Source organism: Natrinema versiforme, from assembly GCF_005576615.1.
GTDB classification, from domain to species: domain Archaea; phylum Halobacteriota; class Halobacteria; order Halobacteriales; family Natrialbaceae; genus Natrinema; species Natrinema versiforme_A.
Genome location: NZ_CP040330.1, coordinates 1,426,363 through 1,445,144 on the forward strand (window position 1 = coordinate 1,426,363; position 18,782 = coordinate 1,445,144).

General features: G+C 65.1%; 12 protein-coding genes. 9 read left to right on the forward strand and 3 right to left on the reverse strand.

Annotated features, from left to right (window positions below; translation table 11 throughout):
• Positions 1-108 precede the first annotated feature (108 nt).
• From FEJ81_RS06955 to FEJ81_RS06970, 4 genes are all read left to right on the forward strand, one after another.
• Entirely contained in the window at positions 109-705 is a 597-nt protein-coding gene (locus FEJ81_RS06955; protein ID WP_138244601.1) for a DUF7344 domain-containing protein, read from the forward strand.
• A 501-nt stretch (positions 706-1,206) separates the two neighbouring features.
• Positions 1,207-2,379 (forward strand): Gfo/Idh/MocA family protein, encoded by a 1,173-nt coding sequence (locus tag FEJ81_RS06960; protein ID WP_138244602.1) that lies wholly within the window; start codon positions 1,207-1,209, stop codon positions 2,377-2,379.
• Positions 2,380-2,413: 34 nt separating this feature from the next.
• Complete coding sequence (locus tag FEJ81_RS06965) at positions 2,414-3,877, forward strand: flippase (protein WP_138244603.1); 1,464 nt, start codon at positions 2,414-2,416, stop codon at positions 3,875-3,877.
• A 489-nt stretch (positions 3,878-4,366) separates the two neighbouring features.
• On the forward strand, positions 4,367-6,433 hold the full coding sequence (locus FEJ81_RS06970) for a right-handed parallel beta-helix repeat-containing protein (RefSeq protein WP_138244604.1): 2,067 nt from the start codon (positions 4,367-4,369) through the stop codon (positions 6,431-6,433).
• Between the two features lie 716 nt (positions 6,434-7,149).
• On the opposite strand, the gene FEJ81_RS06975 is transcribed toward FEJ81_RS06970, so the two are convergent.
• Both FEJ81_RS06975 and FEJ81_RS06980 read right to left on the reverse strand, forming a co-directional pair.
• Positions 7,150-8,103, reverse strand: coding sequence for a hypothetical protein (locus FEJ81_RS06975; protein WP_138244605.1), 954 nt, complete (start codon positions 8,101-8,103; stop codon positions 7,150-7,152).
• A 558-nt stretch (positions 8,104-8,661) separates the two neighbouring features.
• On the reverse strand, positions 8,662-10,455 hold the full coding sequence (locus FEJ81_RS06980) for a hypothetical protein (RefSeq protein ID WP_138244606.1): 1,794 nt from the start codon (positions 10,453-10,455) through the stop codon (positions 8,662-8,664).
• A gap of 383 nt (positions 10,456-10,838) precedes the next feature.
• On the opposite strand from FEJ81_RS06980, the gene FEJ81_RS06985 reads away from it, so the two are divergent.
• Both FEJ81_RS06985 and FEJ81_RS06990 read left to right on the forward strand, forming a co-directional pair.
• Entirely contained in the window at positions 10,839-12,146 is a 1,308-nt protein-coding gene (locus FEJ81_RS06985; protein WP_138244607.1) for a hypothetical protein, read from the forward strand.
• A 189-nt stretch (positions 12,147-12,335) separates the two neighbouring features.
• A complete protein-coding gene (locus FEJ81_RS06990) occupies positions 12,336-13,733 on the forward strand; it encodes a PAS domain-containing sensor histidine kinase (protein ID WP_138244608.1) in 1,398 nt (465 codons plus the stop codon).
• Positions 13,734-13,829: 96 nt separating this feature from the next.
• Here FEJ81_RS06990 and FEJ81_RS06995 read toward each other — a convergent pair whose 3' ends face one another.
• Positions 13,830-15,422, reverse strand: coding sequence for an alkaline phosphatase family protein (locus FEJ81_RS06995; RefSeq protein ID WP_138244609.1), 1,593 nt, complete (start codon positions 15,420-15,422; stop codon positions 13,830-13,832).
• 269 nt (positions 15,423-15,691) lie between these two features.
• On the opposite strand from FEJ81_RS06995, the gene FEJ81_RS07000 reads away from it, so the two are divergent.
• The 3 genes from FEJ81_RS07000 (at position 15,692) to FEJ81_RS07010 (ending at position 18,781) form a co-directional block, all read left to right on the forward strand.
• Positions 15,692-16,624 (forward strand): polysaccharide deacetylase family protein, encoded by a 933-nt coding sequence (locus tag FEJ81_RS07000; protein ID WP_138244610.1) that lies wholly within the window; start codon positions 15,692-15,694, stop codon positions 16,622-16,624.
• A 121-nt stretch (positions 16,625-16,745) separates the two neighbouring features.
• Positions 16,746-17,855, forward strand: coding sequence for a Gfo/Idh/MocA family protein (locus tag FEJ81_RS07005; protein WP_138244611.1), 1,110 nt, complete (start codon positions 16,746-16,748; stop codon positions 17,853-17,855).
• Entirely contained in the window at positions 17,852-18,781 is a 930-nt protein-coding gene (locus FEJ81_RS07010; protein WP_138244612.1) for a DUF362 domain-containing protein, read from the forward strand. Before FEJ81_RS07005 ends, FEJ81_RS07010 begins: the two co-directional genes overlap by 4 nt.
• The last annotated feature ends 1 nt before the right edge of the window (position 18,782 follow it).

The window sequence follows — 18,782 nt, forward strand, 5'->3', positions numbered from 1 at the left end:
TTCGAACGTACAGCGGTCGCCGGCGAGCCGACGCTTCGGGACGACGAAGCCTCGGCGTCAGGGGACCCGCAGCTCGAATGGAGTCTATACAGCCGGAGGGACGGCCTAATGTCCTCGATCGATACGTCGCTCCCGGACGAGATCGCGTCGGTCGCCGACGCCGACGAGGATGAACGGCTCTCCAAGGACGTTATTTTCGAGCTCTTAAAGAACCGCCGTCGCCGGGAAGTCCTCGCGTACTTGCTGGAAGCCGACGAAACGGTGACCCTCGGCGAACTCGCCGAACAGATCGCGGCGTGGGAAAACGATACCGAGGTCAACGCGCTCAGTTCCGACCAACGCAAACGGGTCTACGTCGCCCTCTACCAGACCCACCTGCCGAAGATGGACGACGCCGGGATCGTCGAGTACGATCAGGATCGCGGGCTGATCTCGCTCGCGGACAACGCCGATCTGCTGATGATGTACCTCGATACGGACACCCATCGTCAGGACCGCTGGGATCGATGGTACGCCGGGCTCAGCGTGGTCGGTACTGCCCTCCTCGGCGCAGCGGTTCTCGGCGCGCCGCTGCTGTCGACCGTGCCGCTTGCCGCCCTCGCGGGCGTCGTCGTCGCCGCTTTCCTCTGTCTCTCGACCGCACACGTCGTCCGGAACCGGTCCCAAGAACGCAACGTCGACGGCAAACTCTCTCGGATCGAGTGATCCACCGTTCACGGCGACGGTCCGAATCGTAACCCACGACAACCGGTCGGAGTACTTCTGTCGTTCCGCATCCACATACCAGCGCCAGCAGCTGCGGTAGCTGTCCGTTCGTCGATCGATCCCACACGGGCCGTTGTTGTCGGACCGTTGAGAAGGGTTTTTACCACCCGATTGCGTACGTTCACATGGCTCCCGACGACCGTCATCCAGTACCGGAACAGTCGCGTGCCAGCAGCTGTTCCCGGCGCGGGAGCCGCCTCTTCGAAACTACATCCTCGAGAGCCATCGCCTGACTCGAGCGCGACTCGCTCGAGCGGAGCGCAGGTCCCGTCGGATGCCGGTGTCGGCGGGTCGATCTCGGGTCTCATCGCGTCGGGCTGTCGAAAGTGATGATCGTCAGTATCAGTAACGGGTCCATACTCGGCCGGCGTGCCGAGGGATAGTTGGCGCTCGTGAAGTAATCGGACTAAAACTAATGATCGGAGTACTGTCCGCTCTGTCATGGTCGTTCGAACCGCAGTCGTCGGCGCAGGAACGGTCTCGCGAGCGCATCTCGCGGGCGCCCAGAACAACCCTGACATGGAACTGGTCGCGGTCTGTGATCTCGACGAGGAACTGGCTCGGGAACGGGCCCGGGAGTTCGGGACGATGGCCGTCACGGACTTCACCGAACTCCTCGACGAACTCGATTGTCTCCACGTGTGTACGCCGGTCCAGACCCATTTCGAGATCGCTCGCCAGGCGATCGAGGCCGGGGTCGGCGTCATCATCGAGAAGCCCGCGACCGTCACGGCCGAGGAGGTCGAGCAGCTGCAGACCCTCTCGCGCGAACACGACACGCCCGTCACGGTCATCCACAACCACCTGTTCTATCCGGCGGTCCGCAAGGCTCGAGAGCTAATCGACGCCGGCGAACTCGGCCACGTCAAGTCCGTGGATACGCTCTACGCGGGACTCACCCCGCCCGACCAGGTCAACCGGGGGTCGTGGGTGTTTGAGCTCCCCGGCGGCGAGTTCGAGGAGGGGCTTCCCCACCCGATCTACTCGATTCTGGGCATCGGCGGCTGGCCCGAACGCGACGACGACATCTCCGCACAGACCGTCCTCTCAGACGACTACGAGGAGGACTTCGAATACGATCAGGCCCAAGCACAGTACGTCTCCAAGGAGGGGGCGCTCTGTAACGTGACGATGCTCTCGGGGACGCTGCCCCAGCGCCTCCACGTGATCACGGGCTCCGAGAAGTCGCTCATCGTCGACGAGATCAATCAGTCGCTCTACGAGGTCGACGAGGACTACACCTCCTCGGTCATCGCCCGCTCGAAGAAGAGTCTCGACGTCTCCCTCGCGCAGGCCTCCAGCACGCTCGAGAACGTCAAAGCGGTCGCGACCTCGCGGTTCGACGACAGCTGGGAGTCGGAGACCAAGACGAACTCCCACTGTGCGATCTTCGACGAGTTCGTCGACGCGATCGAGGGCGACGCCGAGGTCCCGGTGCCCCTCGAGCAGTCGAAGTGGACGATCCGCATCATGGAGACCATCCGCGATGCTGCCCAGCCGAGCCGAGAGGAGAGTGCGGCAGAGACGGCGGACCCGTCGGAAGCGGCCGACGCCACGCCGGCGGAGGAGCCCGCCACGCCCGACGACGAGGAGTCCGTTCCGGCCGACCTGTAGCGACCGGCGATAGCCGCCCAGTTCCTCGTTTCCAATGTCACTCTCACAGCGCCTCGTCCGCGGAGTCAAGGCCACGTTCGGTGCCGAACTGCTTCGACTCGGCGCACAAGGGGCGATCACTCTGTTGCTCACGCGGGTCTTCCTCTCGCCCGACGAGTACGGACTGATCTTCCTCGCCATCGCCGTCTTTTCGATCGGGACCCTGTTCGGAACCCTCGGAATCCCGAAGTCGATGGCGAAGTTCGTCACCGAGTATCGAAACACCGACGAGTCCCAGATCCGCCACATCGTCCGCTCATCGATCGCGTTCAACGTCCTCACCGTGGCGGTCGTCTGCGTCCTGTTCTTCCTCTTCCGGGACGCGATCGCCGCCGCCTACGGCGAGCCGGGGCTGGTACCGCTACTGGCGCTCGGTGTTATCTACATCGTCGTCAAGGTCGCACACGGCTACCTGCTGATCGCGTTCCAGGGCTTCGGCAAAGTCACTTTGACCGCGGCGACCAGTACGGTCTCGAGCGTCGGGCGACTCGGCTTCATCGTCCTCTTCGTGGTCGCCGGCTTCGGCGCGTACGGCGCGCTGGCCGGCTTCATCGCCGGCTATCTGGTGGCCGTACTCGTCGGAAGCTACTTCCTCTATCAAATCCTCGCGTCGTATCCGACGACCGATGTCGGCGAGCCCGGCCTCCCGAAACGCATCGTCAGGTACAGCCTGCCACTGACGGCCTCACAGGGTGCGAACACGTTATACAAACGCGTCGACACGCTGATGGTCGGCTTCTTCCTGACCCCGGTCGCCGTCGGCTTCTACGAACTCGCCAAGCAGGTCTCGACGTTCGTGATCGCGCCCGCGGACTCGCTGGGCTTTACCGTCGCGCCGACGTTCGGCGAGCACAAGTCGTCCGAACAACTCGAGCGGGCCGCCCGCGTCTACGAGCAGTCCCTCGAGTACGTCCTCCTGTTGTACCTGCCGGCGGTCGCCGGGATCGTCCTCCTCGCGGACCCCGGAATCCGGTTCGTCTTCGGCGAGGAGTTCGCCGGCGCTGCGCCGGTCTTACAGGTGTTCAGCGTCTTCGTCCTCTTTCAGGCGGTCGACAAGATCACCAACGATAGCCTCGATTACCTCGGCCGGGCGACCGAACGCGCGGTCGGGAAAGGGATCACCGGCGGGTTGAACTTCGGGTTGAACCTCGTCTTGATCCCGGCGATCGGCGTCGTCGGCGCGGCGACATCGACGGCGCTCTGTTACGGGCTCATGGTGGTGTACAACGTCTATCTCATCGACCGCGAACTCGACCTTCACTGGCGGCGACTCGGGAAGTCGATCGGCGCCGCCGGCGGCGTGACCGTCGCGATGACCGCCGCCGTCGTCGCCTTACAGCCGTTCGTCACCGGGATCGCGACCCTGCTCGCCGTCATCGCCGCCGGCGTCGCGGTCTGGGCGGTGCTGTCCGTCGCGAGCGGGCTCGTCGACGTCTACGAGATCAAAGCCCACATCTGACCGACCGCAGGCTATCGCGGTGACGCGCCGCGTTCACCGCGTCGGCGGCCGCGTCACTCGAGTCGCCCGCTCCCGTTGCCCGAGCGAGTCGCCGCTCGAGGCGGTCCGTCGGAACCCGCGGTCGCCGCGCTCCGTTGGGCCGCCGCTCCGCCGTCCGAGAGCCGCGAGTTCCAGCCCCGAACGTATCTCGTTCCCAGAACGGCAGTGCGAACGGACCGGACCGTCGTCGGTTGCCGCGATCGGCGTTCAGTCTGCGTTCCATTCTGTCTGTCCTTTGTAACTTATCGCCGGTGTTGACGGTCCGAATAGCCGGACGAAACGGCGGTAATAGCGTATTACCCCGGTGCCGTCTGTCGATTCCAATATAAAACAATTGTACTCTAGTACAATATATTAAACAAGAAATAGCAATGAATCTCTGATAGTCTGTTTATTTTATACAGAATTAAGGAGAAAGTTTATGGTGGCATACTATCGTTACCCGAACGCATGGCACGCGACAATTCGGTATTGAATGACGGCGAATCTGCGGATAGCGGCCCCGAGAGCGGTGATACGGGCGGTAATAATAGATTACTGGACCGTCGCTCGTACCTGAAGCTAACGGGTGCGGCATCCGTGATCGGCGGCGGACTGGCGACCGGCAGCGCGGCCGCCGCCGAGGACTACGAGGTCATCGAGGCCTCCAACGAGTGGTACAACATCGACGACGGCGAGGTCTTCGAGAACAAGATCATCGACTTCTCGAACGGCAACTGGTTCGGGCTCTACGCTCGAGAGTCGACGAACTGGACGATCCGGAACGTCGGCTTCGTCGGGACCCACCGACACGACAGGCACGCGATCGCGGTCGCCGACGTCGACGGCAACACGTCGACGATCGAAAACGTCTACATGGGAGACGGCTGTCTCCGGCCGAGCAGCTACAGTTCCCACGGACAGTGTGGTATCTGGGTCGCCCCGGAACACAGCGGTCACATCGACATCCGAAACTGTAACGTTCAGGACTGGCCCAACAACGGGATCTACGCGTCCGCCCCCGGCTACAACGGCAACGGCGGCACCGTCCACATCGATAACTGCTACGCGGCGAACAACTACGTCTCGAGCTACCGGCTGAGCTCCAACGGCTCGAAGTGTACGAACTCCGTGGCGTACAACGACAGTAACGGTCGGTACAACGGCCGCTGTTTCTGGGGCTGGAACCCCGGACGGATGGAGGTCTCGAACTGCCACTTCAGTTCCGGGTCCTACACCAACGCGATCCACCTCGGCCGAAACGGCAAGACGACACGGATCAGCATCGATAACACGCAGTTCGATGGGATCAGTCAGCGCGGGAACATCCAACTCTCCCGCGGGAGCGGGCTCGGATCCAACCCCGATCTCTCGATTCCCGACGGCGTCCCGACCTCGGCCGAAGAAGCTGCAAGCGGTGGCTCGTCCGAGCCGTCGCCCAGCCCCGAGCCGGGACAAGACCCGAGCGAATCGTCGCTGGCGAACACGATCGTCTTCGACGGGAACGGCACGTCGGATTCCACGAGCTACGAGTTCGTCGTCAGCGACGCGGTCGAGGCGAGCACCGACGAAAACGCGACGATCGACCAAGCAGCGTCGGTCGACGGCAAACGCGCCAGCGGCACCGTCGCCGACTACCTCGACGCGTTCCGGTTCGACGGCCAGATCGAGCGCCTGTCGGTCGACGGTAACGCGACCGTCCGCGTCAACGGCGTCGAGATCGACCCCGCCGACATCGACGATGTCCTGCAGAACATCATCCTCATCAACGGGAGCGACGAGGACTCAACTCGCTACGAATTCTCCGTCAGCGGCGAGGTCGAACGGAGCAGCTACGACGGCGCGTCGATCGACGACGAGGACGCCATCGAGGGCGGTACCGTCTACGGCGGCGTCGCCGACTGGAAGGACGCCTTCAAATTCAGCGGCGAGATCGAAGAACTGACTGTCGACGGCCCCGGAACGGTCTCCGTCAACGGCGAGCGGGTCCATCCCTCGGACTTCGGCGACGACCTCCCCCACGTCCTCGAGGTACAGGGACCCGGCGTCCCCGTCGGATTCGAGATCACGGTCGACGGTGAGATCGAGTTCGCGGGCGAGGACGATCCGGAGGACGAAGCGACCACGATCTCGGGCTCGACGGTCCAGAGCACCGTCACCAGCGACAATCTCCGCTTCCGTTTCTCAGGGACGCTGACCGATGTCACGATGACCGGCGGCAAGGCAACGATCACGGTCGACGGCGAGGAGATCGACCTCGAGGAGTACGGCGACCCCGAGCTCCTCCCGCACGCGATCGTCTTCGACGGCACCGGCGCTTCCAAGCCGAGTACGTACTCGTTCCGCGCAACCGGCAAAGTCATCAAGGCTCAGTACCGGGACGCGACGATCGACGACGACGATATCGTCGAGGACACGACGGTCCGCGGCGGCGTCGCCGGCTGGCTCGACGCCTACTGGTTCGACGGCGACATCGAGGACTTCAAAATCCTCGGCGACGCGACGGTCGACGTCCAGTACAACGCACGTAAACAGTAATTCCGTCGCGGTTTCGGTGACGATTTCGGATCGGCTCGGTCGATTTCGGCTCTTCCTCTCGATTCCCGGCCCGTGAGAACCTGATACGTCACGATTCCTGACTCGAATAAACGGTTTCGGCCCGTTCACTCGCCGGGCGATGGGCAATGCTCTCCGACTGTCGATACCGTCACAACCTCCCATCTCGGCTCCGATTTCCAAACTGGTCCGTTTCTTACTGTGGCTCGAGTAGTGGGTTGCAGACACTGGGAGACCGTTCTGTATCGCGCCACCGCCGACAGTTCGCCCGGCTGTCGGTGCGATTTTTGGCTGTCACGATACTCGAACGAACGCGATAGCTCGCCGTCTTGGCTACCTCGAGTGGAGCGACGGGCTTCGGCCGCTCGGACTCGAGGGCTGCAATCGACTGCAGGGCCACGGGTTCCGCTCTGTACGTCGGGTCGATACCGTGACCGACGACGAACTCGAGATGGAGTCGTCGCCCTCCTCGGTGGCTATCGGCAATCCGGTCGAACGAAGCGAAGCAGTACGGAAAACGAGTCAGCAATCGCGCGCGGTGAAGCCGCGTGCACATCATCACGCGGCGGAGGGTGCGTCAGCGGGGGACTGCGTGAAGTGGAGGGGTGCGTCAGCGGGGTGGAGAGGGGTTCGTCAGCGGGGAGGGCGTCAGCGGTTCGGTGGAGGGGTGCGTCAGCGGGATCGCGGCGACGATCGCGTTAGTTCTGGGAGCCCGAGGCCGCTTCTTCGGGGCTGGTCGGCACGCCGTCGGGGATGAACGCGCTGGGGTCGGTTCCGACGCTGTCGCCGACTTGGACGCTCGAGCCGGCCTCTTCGGAAATCCCGGCCTGTTCGTCGTAGTCGGTTTCCGCGACGGTGACCTCCGTCGGGTTGCCGTTCGCACCGGCGACGATGGCGTTGTTCTGGCCGTTCATCTCGATCTGGCAGCCTTCGACCTCGACCGTGCCGGGGGCCCACGCCCAGATACCGCGGCCGACGTAGCCCTCACTGCCGTCGACGTAGACGCTCGAGTTGGTGACCTTGCTGCCCTCGGTGCCGAGTCGGAAGTGCGAGACGTAACAGTTCGCGGCGAAGCTGCTGTCGATGTGGATCGTGCCGCCGCCCTTGTTGCCGGGGGCGGAGCCGTAGATCGCGTTGTCCGAGAAGTTCTGGATGTTGACGTTCTCGAAGTCGATATGGCCGTTGTGATCCGGGGCGACCCAGAAGGCGGTCTGTCCGTGGCCGTTCGGATTGGTGTTGCCCGTGCTCGCGCCGTCGCCCAGGTAGACGTTCTCGACGGTGGACGTGCCGCCGCTCGTATCGGAGATGCCGAACGTGGCGGACCCGGTGCCGGAGGTGTTCTCGCCCTTGAAGCCGACGTTTCGAATCGTCCAGTCGCTGCTGTGGGCGGTGACGATGATGTCCTGACCGGTGGTCATGTCGATGAGTTTGTTCTCCCAGGTCTCACCGGCGTCGATGGTGATCGTCTGTCCCTGGGCTTCGATGACCTCGTAGTCGTCCTCGGCAGCGGCCGCGGCGCCGGCTCCGCCGATCGCGGTTGCTGCGGTCGCCACCGCGGCCAGCGAGCGAACGTAGTTACGGCGTGTTAATCCGCTATTACGGCCTGCAGTCGGAGTAGGTTCCGTCTCGGACGTACGGGGGTTCTGCGCCATACAATTCCGTAACACCAACTTACACTCATAAACTTTTCCTTGGCGCTATGGCTTAAATTTACAGACTATATTTCTAACGTTGTAGAATACCGAAGAATCTACCGACATTTAGTCACGAAGATACGAACGAATTGCTGACTGAGATTCGTCCCGTAACAGCGTCTTTTCCGAGGAAATATCGGAATATCGCGCGCAGAATCGAATCTGACGCCGTATTCGACAGTGACGGAGCGATTGGACCAACTGGTCGCGACGGGCCGTTTCGATCGGGCAGTATCGTATTTCTCGAGTCGTAATAGTCTATTACCGCCCGATTTGCGCCCGTTGATCGATCCACGACTAGTAGGGACGAGGCCTCGAGCGGAACGAGTGGTAACTGATACCGTGATCCATTCGAGAACTACCCGTTCACCCGTCGCGGTCCGAGTCGTCACGAACTGGCGGCCGGTGCCCCTCGAGTGCAGTGTGGTCCACTGATCGGTTCGACGCTGCGGCTCGAGCCGCGACGGTGTCGACGGCGCCGACGGCGGGTCGCGTGGCCTCGACCGAGCGACGACCCTACGGCTCGCTGCTGACGGCGTACATCTCGAACTCGTCGTTCGAGATGACCTTGTTCGCACCCGGCTCGGTATCGAGTCCCTCGAGTGCGGCGTTGCGGTAGTTGAGTTCGTCGTAGACGGCAATCTCTTTCGTTCTGTCCCACTCCGTGACGGTGAAGTAGTACTCGTCGGTCGGGTAGGCCCCGCTGTAGTTGCCCTGAGAGAACACGGTGGCGTTGACGGAGCCGGTGGCCGCCGACGCGCCGCCGATCCTGTCGCCGCCGCCGGAGATGCCGTTGATCCCGTGATCGTACCGGTAGGGATCGTACCCCATGCCGGCGTAGGGGACGTCCTCGGCCCCGTGGTCTAACCCGCTTTCGTACCCGCTCGCCATTTCGGGGGTCACGTGCTGGCCCGGATTGTAGATCAGCGGCGATGCGAACACCGTCATCAGCCCGAGCACGAGACAGGTACCGAGTACCAACGCCGTGACCGCGTTCGCTCCCGGCCGCGAAATCACGCCCGAGAGCCCGCCGACGAACTGTGCCAGCGCGATCCCGGCGAGGATCGTCAGGAGCACGTAGATGAAGCCGACCTGTCGGAACGCCATCGTCGGGGTCCCGACGAAGTAGACGGCGAACAGCCCGCCGAGCGGGACGAGCGCGAGCGCGACGTAGTTGACGAGCGATTTCGTCTCGCCGTCGAGTCGCGTCCGGCCGAGCCAGACGGCCAACACGAACAGGCCGACGATGAGGCCGATGATCGCCGCGTCGAGGAAGAGCTTCACGAACAGTTCGGCGAGACTGCCGCCGATCTCGGTGAGCGATCCGCCCCGCTGGTCGACTTCGGCTCCGGCACCGATATCTTGCATCAACAGGCCGGAGATGAGCCCGGTCGCGGCGCTCCTGAACCGCTCGTTGCCCAGCGCCCAGAGCCCGAACATCCCCCCGAGGGTGATCGTGTGTGCGTACGTCGTTGGATGCTCGAGCATCGGGTGATCGTCGAACCGTCGTCGGGCGAGATACTGGACGCCACTGATCGCGCCGACGAGGATGACGATATTGAACATCTGCTGGGGGTGGACCAACAGGAGTGCGAGGGCGGTCAGATATACGAGCGCGCTGAACGGCGACAGTCCCAAGGGGAGCCGCTCGAGCGTCGACCGCCGCCGGAGGTAGGCGACGACCGCGAAGACGACGGGCGGGACGAGAAACAGCGCGTTCGAGTTGGTGTGGACGCCCATGAACGTCGCGATGTTGTTGACCGGGAGCACCATCCAGGAGACGATCGCGGCGAGACCGACCGCCAGTCCGTTGCCGGCCATGCCGCGGACGGCGAGCGGGACGAAGACGACGAACGGGACGAACAGGACGACGATACCGATCTGGAGCCCGCGTTCGATCGGGACGCCGCCGACGAAGTACAGCACCGTCGCGATGGCGTGGAGCCCGGGATAAAACAGCTCGTGCGGTGCGGTCCCGCCGTTGATGATGTCCCGCGTCCAGCCCAGATGCGTGAGCGCGTCGCCCATGCCGGCGAAGTAGTAGTTCCGGATCACGGGGAGGCTCACGATGGCCGTCACCGTCGTCGCGCCGAGTGCGATTCCGAACCCTTGCTGGCGACCGCGACACGAGAGGGTCGTCCCGACCGCGATGGCGAGCGCGAGCGCGAACCCGGCCCAGACGATCGTCGGCGGTCCCGCGTAGACCGAGGACTCGTAGGCCGTCGCGGGGTTCGCTCTCGATACGAGAATCCCCATCGCGACCGCCAGAAACCCGACCGCGACCGTCACGTTGAGCGTCGACCGTCTCATACCCTCTCACCGTGCTCGTCGGGGCCAGTCTCGAGATACATCGTTGCCCGTGAGGTCGGCGCTGACGTGGTTTGTTATACGTCTCCTACCGTCGAAATCACTGGCCGGCAGCGGGCCCGCGAGTACGGAGTCGACCGACAAAGCGGGTTCGTCTCCGCGAATTCCGAGACTCGAGCGGGCGATTCGTTCCGCAATCGGGAGCGATCTGCCCCGAAATCGGGACCGAACTGCCGTCACTCTCCGCCCAATCGGAGTATGTCGCACCTATCGATTTCGAACAGTCGTCTATGGATTGCTTTCTCGATTTCGGACCGATCAACGGTTCTGGTGGTTTTTGTAGCCGGTCGTGATCCACTCACTCGAGAGCTACACGCCTTTCACCTATGTCATCGATTATCATCGATCGGATCACCGCCGACGACGGGACCCTCGAGTGTTCGGTTCGTTCCTCGGCCGACCTCGAGCGGTTCTTCAGCGACGAACCGTTCCGGACCAGCTACGACGTGTCGATCGAGGACGTCCCCGAGGGCGTGCTCGCGATCCCGGTCCTCGCACAGATCTGCCCGGTCGCGTGGGCCAACGGGGCGGACGTCTACGTCGACGAGGTCGACGCGACGTTCGCCCGGGCGCTCGAGGAGGTCAAGGAGTCGCTGTGCGAGATGCACGACTTCCTCGAGGGCGGAACTCTCTATGCCCGGCGGACGATCGAGCCGGAGCCGGCGACGGGCAACGAGAGCGGCCTGCTCTTTACCGGCGGCGTCGACTCGACGTGTTCGTACGTCCGCCACCGCGAGGAATCGCCGACGCTGGTCAGTATCCGGGGCTGGACGATCACTCCCGATTCCGCGGACGACGAGAAGTGGGACGCCCTGCGATCGCGCGTCTCGAGCTTCGCCGACGACCACGACTGCGAGACCGCGTTCGTCGAATCGAACATGCTCTCCTTTCTCGACCATCCCATGCTGTTGGCCCACTACAAGCGCCACGTCGACGGCGGTTGGTACAGCTCCGTCGGCCACGGGCTCGGGCTGCTCGGCCTCTGTGCGCCGATGGCCTACGCACGCGGGATGGAGGACCTCTACGTCGCCGCGACCCACTGGGACGGGATCGACCTCGAGTGGGGGTCCCGACCCGACATCGACGAGCGCGTCCGGTGGGCCGGCACGCAGTGTCATCACGACGCCTACGAACTCACCCGACAGGAACGGCTCGATGTCATCGCTGACTACGTCCGCACCGAGGATCCCGACCTCCAACTCCAGACCTGCAACGACCAGATGGCGGGCAACTGCGGCGAGTGTGAAAAGTGCTATCGCACCGCCGTCGGGCTCCGTCTCTCCGGGCTCGAGCCGGCCGATCACGGCTACCCGTTCGCCGACACGGACTACCACCAACTCCGCCGGTCCCTCGAGCGCGGCGACTGGGTGCTCGGCGAGGACGAGCGACACATGTGGGCGGACATCCGCGATCGCGCCCGCGAGACGGAGCCCGCGACGCCGGCCGAACGGACCTTCTTCGAGTGGCTCGAGACCGCCGAACTGGCCGAACTGATCTCGGCGTCGGAGCCGCCGCTCTCCCATCGACTGCTTCGAGCGGGTGCGAGGAACGCCCCCAGTACCGTCTACAACACCGTCTATCCGGCATGGATCATGGCGAAGGCCGGACTTCGACGCGTCCGATCGGATCGGTGACCGCCCGGTCCCATCGGTGACTCGTCCGACGTGATCGGTAACTCGTCCGATATCGCCGTTTCGCGGCCCGCGACGCTCTTCTGATCGGTACGTGTCGGCCGGCCGAACGATTGTTTCCGCCGGTTCAGCTCCGTATCCGTCCCACCACGTTTTTCTTTGCTCCGTGAGAACTCACTGCACAGTAGGGCAATGGACGTGGATATCGGCGATCTGGCCTCGATCTTGCTCGAGCACGCCCAGGACAAACTCGCCGTTGTCGACGAGTCGGGGCGGTATCTCTACGTCAACGACGCGAGCGAGTCTATTCTCGGCTACGAACCGGCACAACTCGTCGGCGAACAGTCCCGAGAGTACGTCCATCCGGACGACAGGCAGACGGTCGCGGATCGGTTCGAGCGGGTCAGCGCGACGGGCGACCGGTCGGCGACGGTTCGGTATCGCCACGCGACCCGGAGCGGCGAGTGGGTGTGGCTGGAGAGTCGCTTTACCGACCTGCCAGACGATGCCCTCGAGGGCTACGTCGTCAGTTCGCGCGATATATCCGATCAGATCGCCGCGGAGCGAGACCGCCGAGACGCCGAAAGCCGGCTCCGAACGATCGCCGGCACCGTCGGCGACGTGCTCTGGATGTTCGACGGCGACTGGTCCGAGGTCCTGTTCGTCAACCCGGCCTACGAGGACGTCTTCGGCCAGTCCGTCGCGGACCTCGAGGCGGACCCACAGCAGTTTCTCGAGGTCGTCCACCCCGACGACGTTCCCTGCGTTCGCGAGGCGATGCGCCGCGCCTCGAGCGGCGAGTCGGTCGACGTCGAGTATCGCGTCAACCCGACCACCGACTACGGCCGCTGGGTCTGGGTGCGCTCCGAACCGATCATCGAAGAGGGGGAGGTCGTCCGGATCGTCGGCTTCTCTCGGGACATTACCGATCGGCGGCGGCGGGAGCGCCAGTTGGCCGTCATGGACAACCTCCTCCGGCACAACCTGCGGAACGATCTGTCGGTCATCCTCGGCAACGCCGAGTGTATCGCCCGCGAGGCCGAGGAGCCGTCTCGCGGGCGCGCGGAGATCATTCGACAGCAGGGAGCGGACCTCCTCGAGAGCGCCGACAAACAACGCGAAATCATCGAGCTGCTCACGGCGCAGTCGGTCCCGGACACGATCGATCTCGTCCCCGTCGTCGCCGACGCGGTCGAACCGATACGCGAGCGGTATCCGGACGCGATGATCCGAACGGCGCTCCCGGACGCGGCGACCGCGAACGCACTGTACGAGATCCAACTGGCCGTGACGGAACTGCTCGAGAACGCCGTCGACCACGCGCCAGACAAGTCGCCTGACATCTCGGTTACCGTTCGATCTCGGCCTGAGACGGTCGATATCGAGATTCAGGACAGTTGCCCGCCGATTCCGGAAGTCGAGTTTCGCGTCCTGACCGGCGACTGGGAGATGGACGATGTCTATCACACGTCCGGACTGGGACTGTGGCTCGTCTACTGGGTCGTCGATCTCTCGGACGGCCACATCGCGTTCGAGCGCACCGAGACGGGAAACGCGATCACCGTGACGCTGCCGCGCGGACAGCTGTAGTCTGCAGTGTGGCCCACGGCTAACTGAGTATCCGGACGCGAGACCCCCACAGCGGGGCTGTAGAACAGTGCTCGGAACGGTCTCCGATCGGCCGCGTTATTCCATGTAGCCGAGGCCCTTCAGCCGATCCTCGACGTCGTCGAAGTCCTCGTCGACCTCCTCGTCGCTCTCGATTCGCGTCAGCGTCGTGCGCTCGACTTTGGTCTTCGCGGGCGTGCCCGCCTCGTCGAACGCGTCGAACAGCACCCGTCCGTCGGAGTTCTCCGGGACCGGTTCGCCGATCCCGTGGAGCAGGGTCGGAGCGACATCGACCACTCGAGCCCCGCGGAGTTCCGCGCCGGGAGCGATCGAGGGGCCGCGACAGAGGACGATCCCCTCGCTGCGGTGGCTCGCGTCGTAGGTCCCCGTGTCGCCGAGGACCTCGTCTGCCATCCCGCTGCGGGACTCGTAGACGCCGCGGCCGCCGACCACCAGATCCGGCGAGTCCTCGTCCGTCGGGAACAGTTCGTCACCGTCGTGGACCTCGAGTAGTGCCTCGCCGTCGTCGTCGGTCGCCGACTCGAAGGCGGCCCGGATGTCGGCTTTCACCTGCGGCACCTCGCTCGGCGAGACGACGCCGCTGTCGAAGCGCTCGGTGTCGTTGATGTAGCAGTTGCCCGTGTCGTGGACGAACGCGACGGTCCGCTCGTAGTCGACGTCGTAGAGCGCGTGATCGCCGGGGATCTGTTCGGCGACGGAGTCGACCAGCCGCCGGGGCAGCGACTGGACGAGCGTCTCCTCGGTGATCCCGACCCGATTGAGCGCGCCCGTGATCGCGTCCCGGGAGATGCCGAGGCTCGCGAGCGCGCCGCGGGTCCCGTCGTCCTCGCGCCGGAACAGGTAGCCCTCCTGTTCTAAGATGCGGTTGACGTAGACGAGGTCCTCGATCGGACCGAAGCCGTGGTCGGAGACGACGTAGAGGTCCGCGTCGTGGTCGTCCGTGTAGTCCATGACCTCGCCGAGGACCTCGTCGAGTTTCTTGTAGTGGGCGAGCAGCCGGTCCATGTCCCAGATGAGGTGCTGGAACCGGTCCGGTGCGGTGTACACGAAGAAGAACAGTTGCCAGTCGTCGCCCGCGCGGTCCATCTGGGTCTGCATCAGTTCGCGGCGCTTCGCGAGCATGTCGTCGACGGCGACCTCGAAGTCGTCCAGTCGGTCGGCGTACTCGGGATAGTCGAGGCTGATCTCGTAGTTCGGAATGCGGGAGTCGATCTCGTCTTGCAGGTCGGGCGGATGCGCGAACTCCTGGTCCGTCGAGGGCGTCATCATCCCCGTGACCATGGTGCCGTCGATCTCGCGGGCCGGATATGTCATCGGGACGTTCCCGACGTGGGCTGGCCCGAGCTGGTCCCAGAGGGCCGGCTGTGCCAGATCCTGGCTCGTATACATCTCGTGGCTATACTCCGACGAGAGGTTCTGGAAGCCGTATATCCCGTGTTTATCCGGCCAGACCCCCGTGGCGATCGACGGCCACGCGAGCGGCGTCGTCGGTGGGCGAGTGCTATCGAGCGTTCCGGACGCGCCTTCCTCGCGCATCCGGGCGAAGTTGGGGAGTTCCCCCTCGTCGCTCCATCGCTCGATGAGTCTCCACGGCACGCCGTCGAGTCCGAGCACGAACGCTCGCTCGGAGGGAGTCGTAGATCCGCTCATGATTATTGTATGAGACGTCGAAGACGCCTGCTGTCCTGTGAGTCGCCCGATGAGCGCTTTGTTATAGAGAGGTTTCAGGGACCGCTCCGCTCGAGGCAACGCTGTTCGGTGACGTTACCACATCGGTCGGCGCTCGTCCGTCTGCCGGCGCTCACTGGACGGCTCACGCGCCCAGTGGTGTCCGGTCGCGGGCTCGACAAGACCTCCATAACAAAGCCATCCAAACGCGACCGTCCGGATATGAAACGCGTTCAATCGTGGTGGGATCAGTGGGCAGCGTCGTAATCTCCCTCGACGCCGAACTCGGCTGGGGATTTCACGACCTCGCCGAACCGCCGAGCGACCGCGTCGACGCCGGCCGGCGGGGCTGGTCGGTCATGGTCGAGTTGTTAGCGGAGTTCGACGTGCCCGCGACGTGGGCCGTCGTCGGCCACCTCATGCTCGACTCCTGTGACGGCAGCCACGCCGACCATCCGGCCCCCGACGGGTGGTTCGAGCACGAGCGAGCCGACTGGGCGAATCGCGAGGAGCTTCGATTCGGTCCCGACCTCGTTGACGACATGCTCGAGTCCGATGTCGATCACGAGTTCGCCAGCCACTCCTTTTCCCACGTCCTGTTCGGCCGGCCGGAGACGGACCGCGATCTCGCCGTCGCCGAACTCGAGCGCAGCCGTGAGATCGCGGCCGACTGGAACCAGTCGATCGACTCGTTCATTTATCCGCGCAACGATATCGGCCACCGCGACGTGCTGGCCGAGCAAGGCGTCACGGCCTACCGCGGCAAATCGCCGACTCGAGACGGCGTTCGGGGCGTCTTCGACTCGACGATCCGGGATCAGTCGATGTTGGTCGAGCCGGTCGTCGACGAGCACGGCCTGGTCAACGTCCCCGCGTCGATGTTCCTGTTCGGGTTCGAGGGGCCGGCGCGAACGGTCGCGGAATCGATCTGGGAAGACCCCATGGTCGCGCTGGCTCGCCGCGGGATCGACGAGGCCGCACGCACTGACGGCCTCTTTCACATGTGGCTCCACCCGAACAACCTGACCCGCGAGCGAGACGACAAGCGGATGCGAGCGATCCTCTCCCACCTCGAGCGCCAGCGGTCCGCGACCGATCTCACCGTCGAGACGCTGGCCGATGTCGCCGATCGGATCGTGAGTCCCTCGGGGTTTGACGAGCAGGCGACGGCGAGCTGGAACTGACCACCGACCGCTGACCGCAGACCGCCGATCGCCGACCGGCGGTCGAATGGAGGCGCTACTCCCCGTCGCGGACGGGTATGACGACGATAACAAAGCCCGCAGCCGACCCGTTTTCGGGCAGATGGCACCACCGCTTCTGAATCGATGGACCGACTCGAGTGCACTGTCCCTCGGGATACTCGGCGTCGGCAACATCGGTCTGGTACACTTGAAGTCCGCAGTCGCGATGCCCGACGTCGAGGTCGTCGCGGCCGCCGACGCCGTTCCCGGGAACCGCGACCGAGCCGAACGCGCCGGCGTGTCTCGAACGTACGACGACTACGCGACGCTGCTCGAGTCCGAGGAGCTAGACGCGGCGGTCGTCGCACTGCCGCCGTTCCTCCACGCCGAGGCCGTCGAACGGGCCGCCGAGGCCGGCGTCGACGTCTTCGTCGAGAAACCGCTCGCTCGCTCGACCGAGGAGGCCGACGAGATGCTCGAGACCGCCCACGAGGCGGGCATCGCCGTCGGCGTCGATCACACGCTGCGCTACCAGCCCGACATGGCTGGCGTCAAGGAGGCCTACGACGAGGGCAGCGTCGGCCACGTCCCCTACGCCTCGATCACGCGGCTCAACGACCACCCGCTGGGGAAGCCGCCCGCCGACGAGGCACCGCCGGAGTGGCCGATGGACCCCGACGCCGCCGGCGGCGGCTCCCTCGTCGAACTCGGCGTCCACTGTTTCGACCTCCTCGAGTGGCTGTTCGGCGACCTCAAGGTCGAAGACGCGTCGATGGGACGAACGCTCGAGACCGAAGCCGAGGACGCCGCGACCGTGCTCATGGCGGCCCCGGAGACGGGAACGACGATCACGCTCCACTGTGGCACCTACCAGTGGGAGCAACTCCCGGAGGTCAACACCCGGCTGCGCCTCGAGGGCGTGACGGGGACGATCAGCAACCAGGAGCACCTGCCCGAGAACTTCTACGCCGGCGCTGCAAAGTCCGCCCTATCGAACGTCGCCGGCCGGTTCACGAACGACGAGCCGGATGTCTTCGGGCCGACCTTCTACCTGCAGGCCCACTACGACGCGCTGGCGGACTTCTGTGAGGCGATCCGCGAGGGCGAGCGGCCGCCAGTCGACGGGGCCGACGGTCGGCGAACCCTCGAACTCGCCGAAACGGCCTACGAGCTGGCCGCCGAGAGCGACGACGAGACGGCCGAACCCGAGACGCCGGAGGTGACCCTATGAGCGCGACGCCGGTCCGCGCGACCGCAGTCGACGCCGACGACCGCCGCGGTAGCTGGATTCCCGATGTCGATGCCCGGATGGCGGCCCTCGAGTCGCCCGTTCGGAACCTCCTCGAGCCCGCCCTCGAGACGCTGGCCGACGCCGACCGGATCACGCTCGTCCCGGACGCCCACTACCCGTTCCACCCCTCCTCGGGCATGGTCACCGACCCCGCCGTGATCGGGGCGATCGTCGCCCGCCTCGAGGGGCGGACGGACGCCGAAATCGCCGTCGCCGGCGCGAGCGACGATCGGATCGCCTTCGATCGGACCGCCGAGTACCTCGGCTACGCGAGCCTGCTCGAGCGCTTCGACGCGGATCTCGTCGATCTGGCGGACGACCGCCACGTGGACGACATCTGTGAAGTCGACGGGAGCCCGACCGCGGTCTCGGTCCCGAGCCGGCTCGCCGAGAGCACCGCGGTCGTCGTCCCGTCGCTGCGGCCGTCCGAGGACGGGCCGGTCGCGGGCGCGATGCGAACGCTCGCCGGAACCGTCGACTGCTCGGCCGATCCCGCGCGGGTGCCGGTCGCGGCGACCCGCGCCGTCGACCCCGCCCTCGCCGTGTTGGACGCGACGACCGTCTACGGCGACGCACCCGCCGCGGGCGATACCCTGTTTGCCGGTTCTCCCGTCGATATCGACGCGACCGCGACCGCACTGCTCGGCCGCTCGCTCGAGACCGACGCGGCCCTCGAGACGGCTCGCGGGGACGACGGACCGGTCTCCGTCGAGGGCGACGTCGACTTCGACCGGCTCCGAGAACGGGTTTCCGACGGCGAGTTGCCGCCGCCGGACGAGACCCACCCCGCCGTCTCGACCGCCTACCGCGTCTACGCGGCGGTGTCCGGCGACGCCGTCCCGCCGCAACTCGAGGGCGGTCGATGAC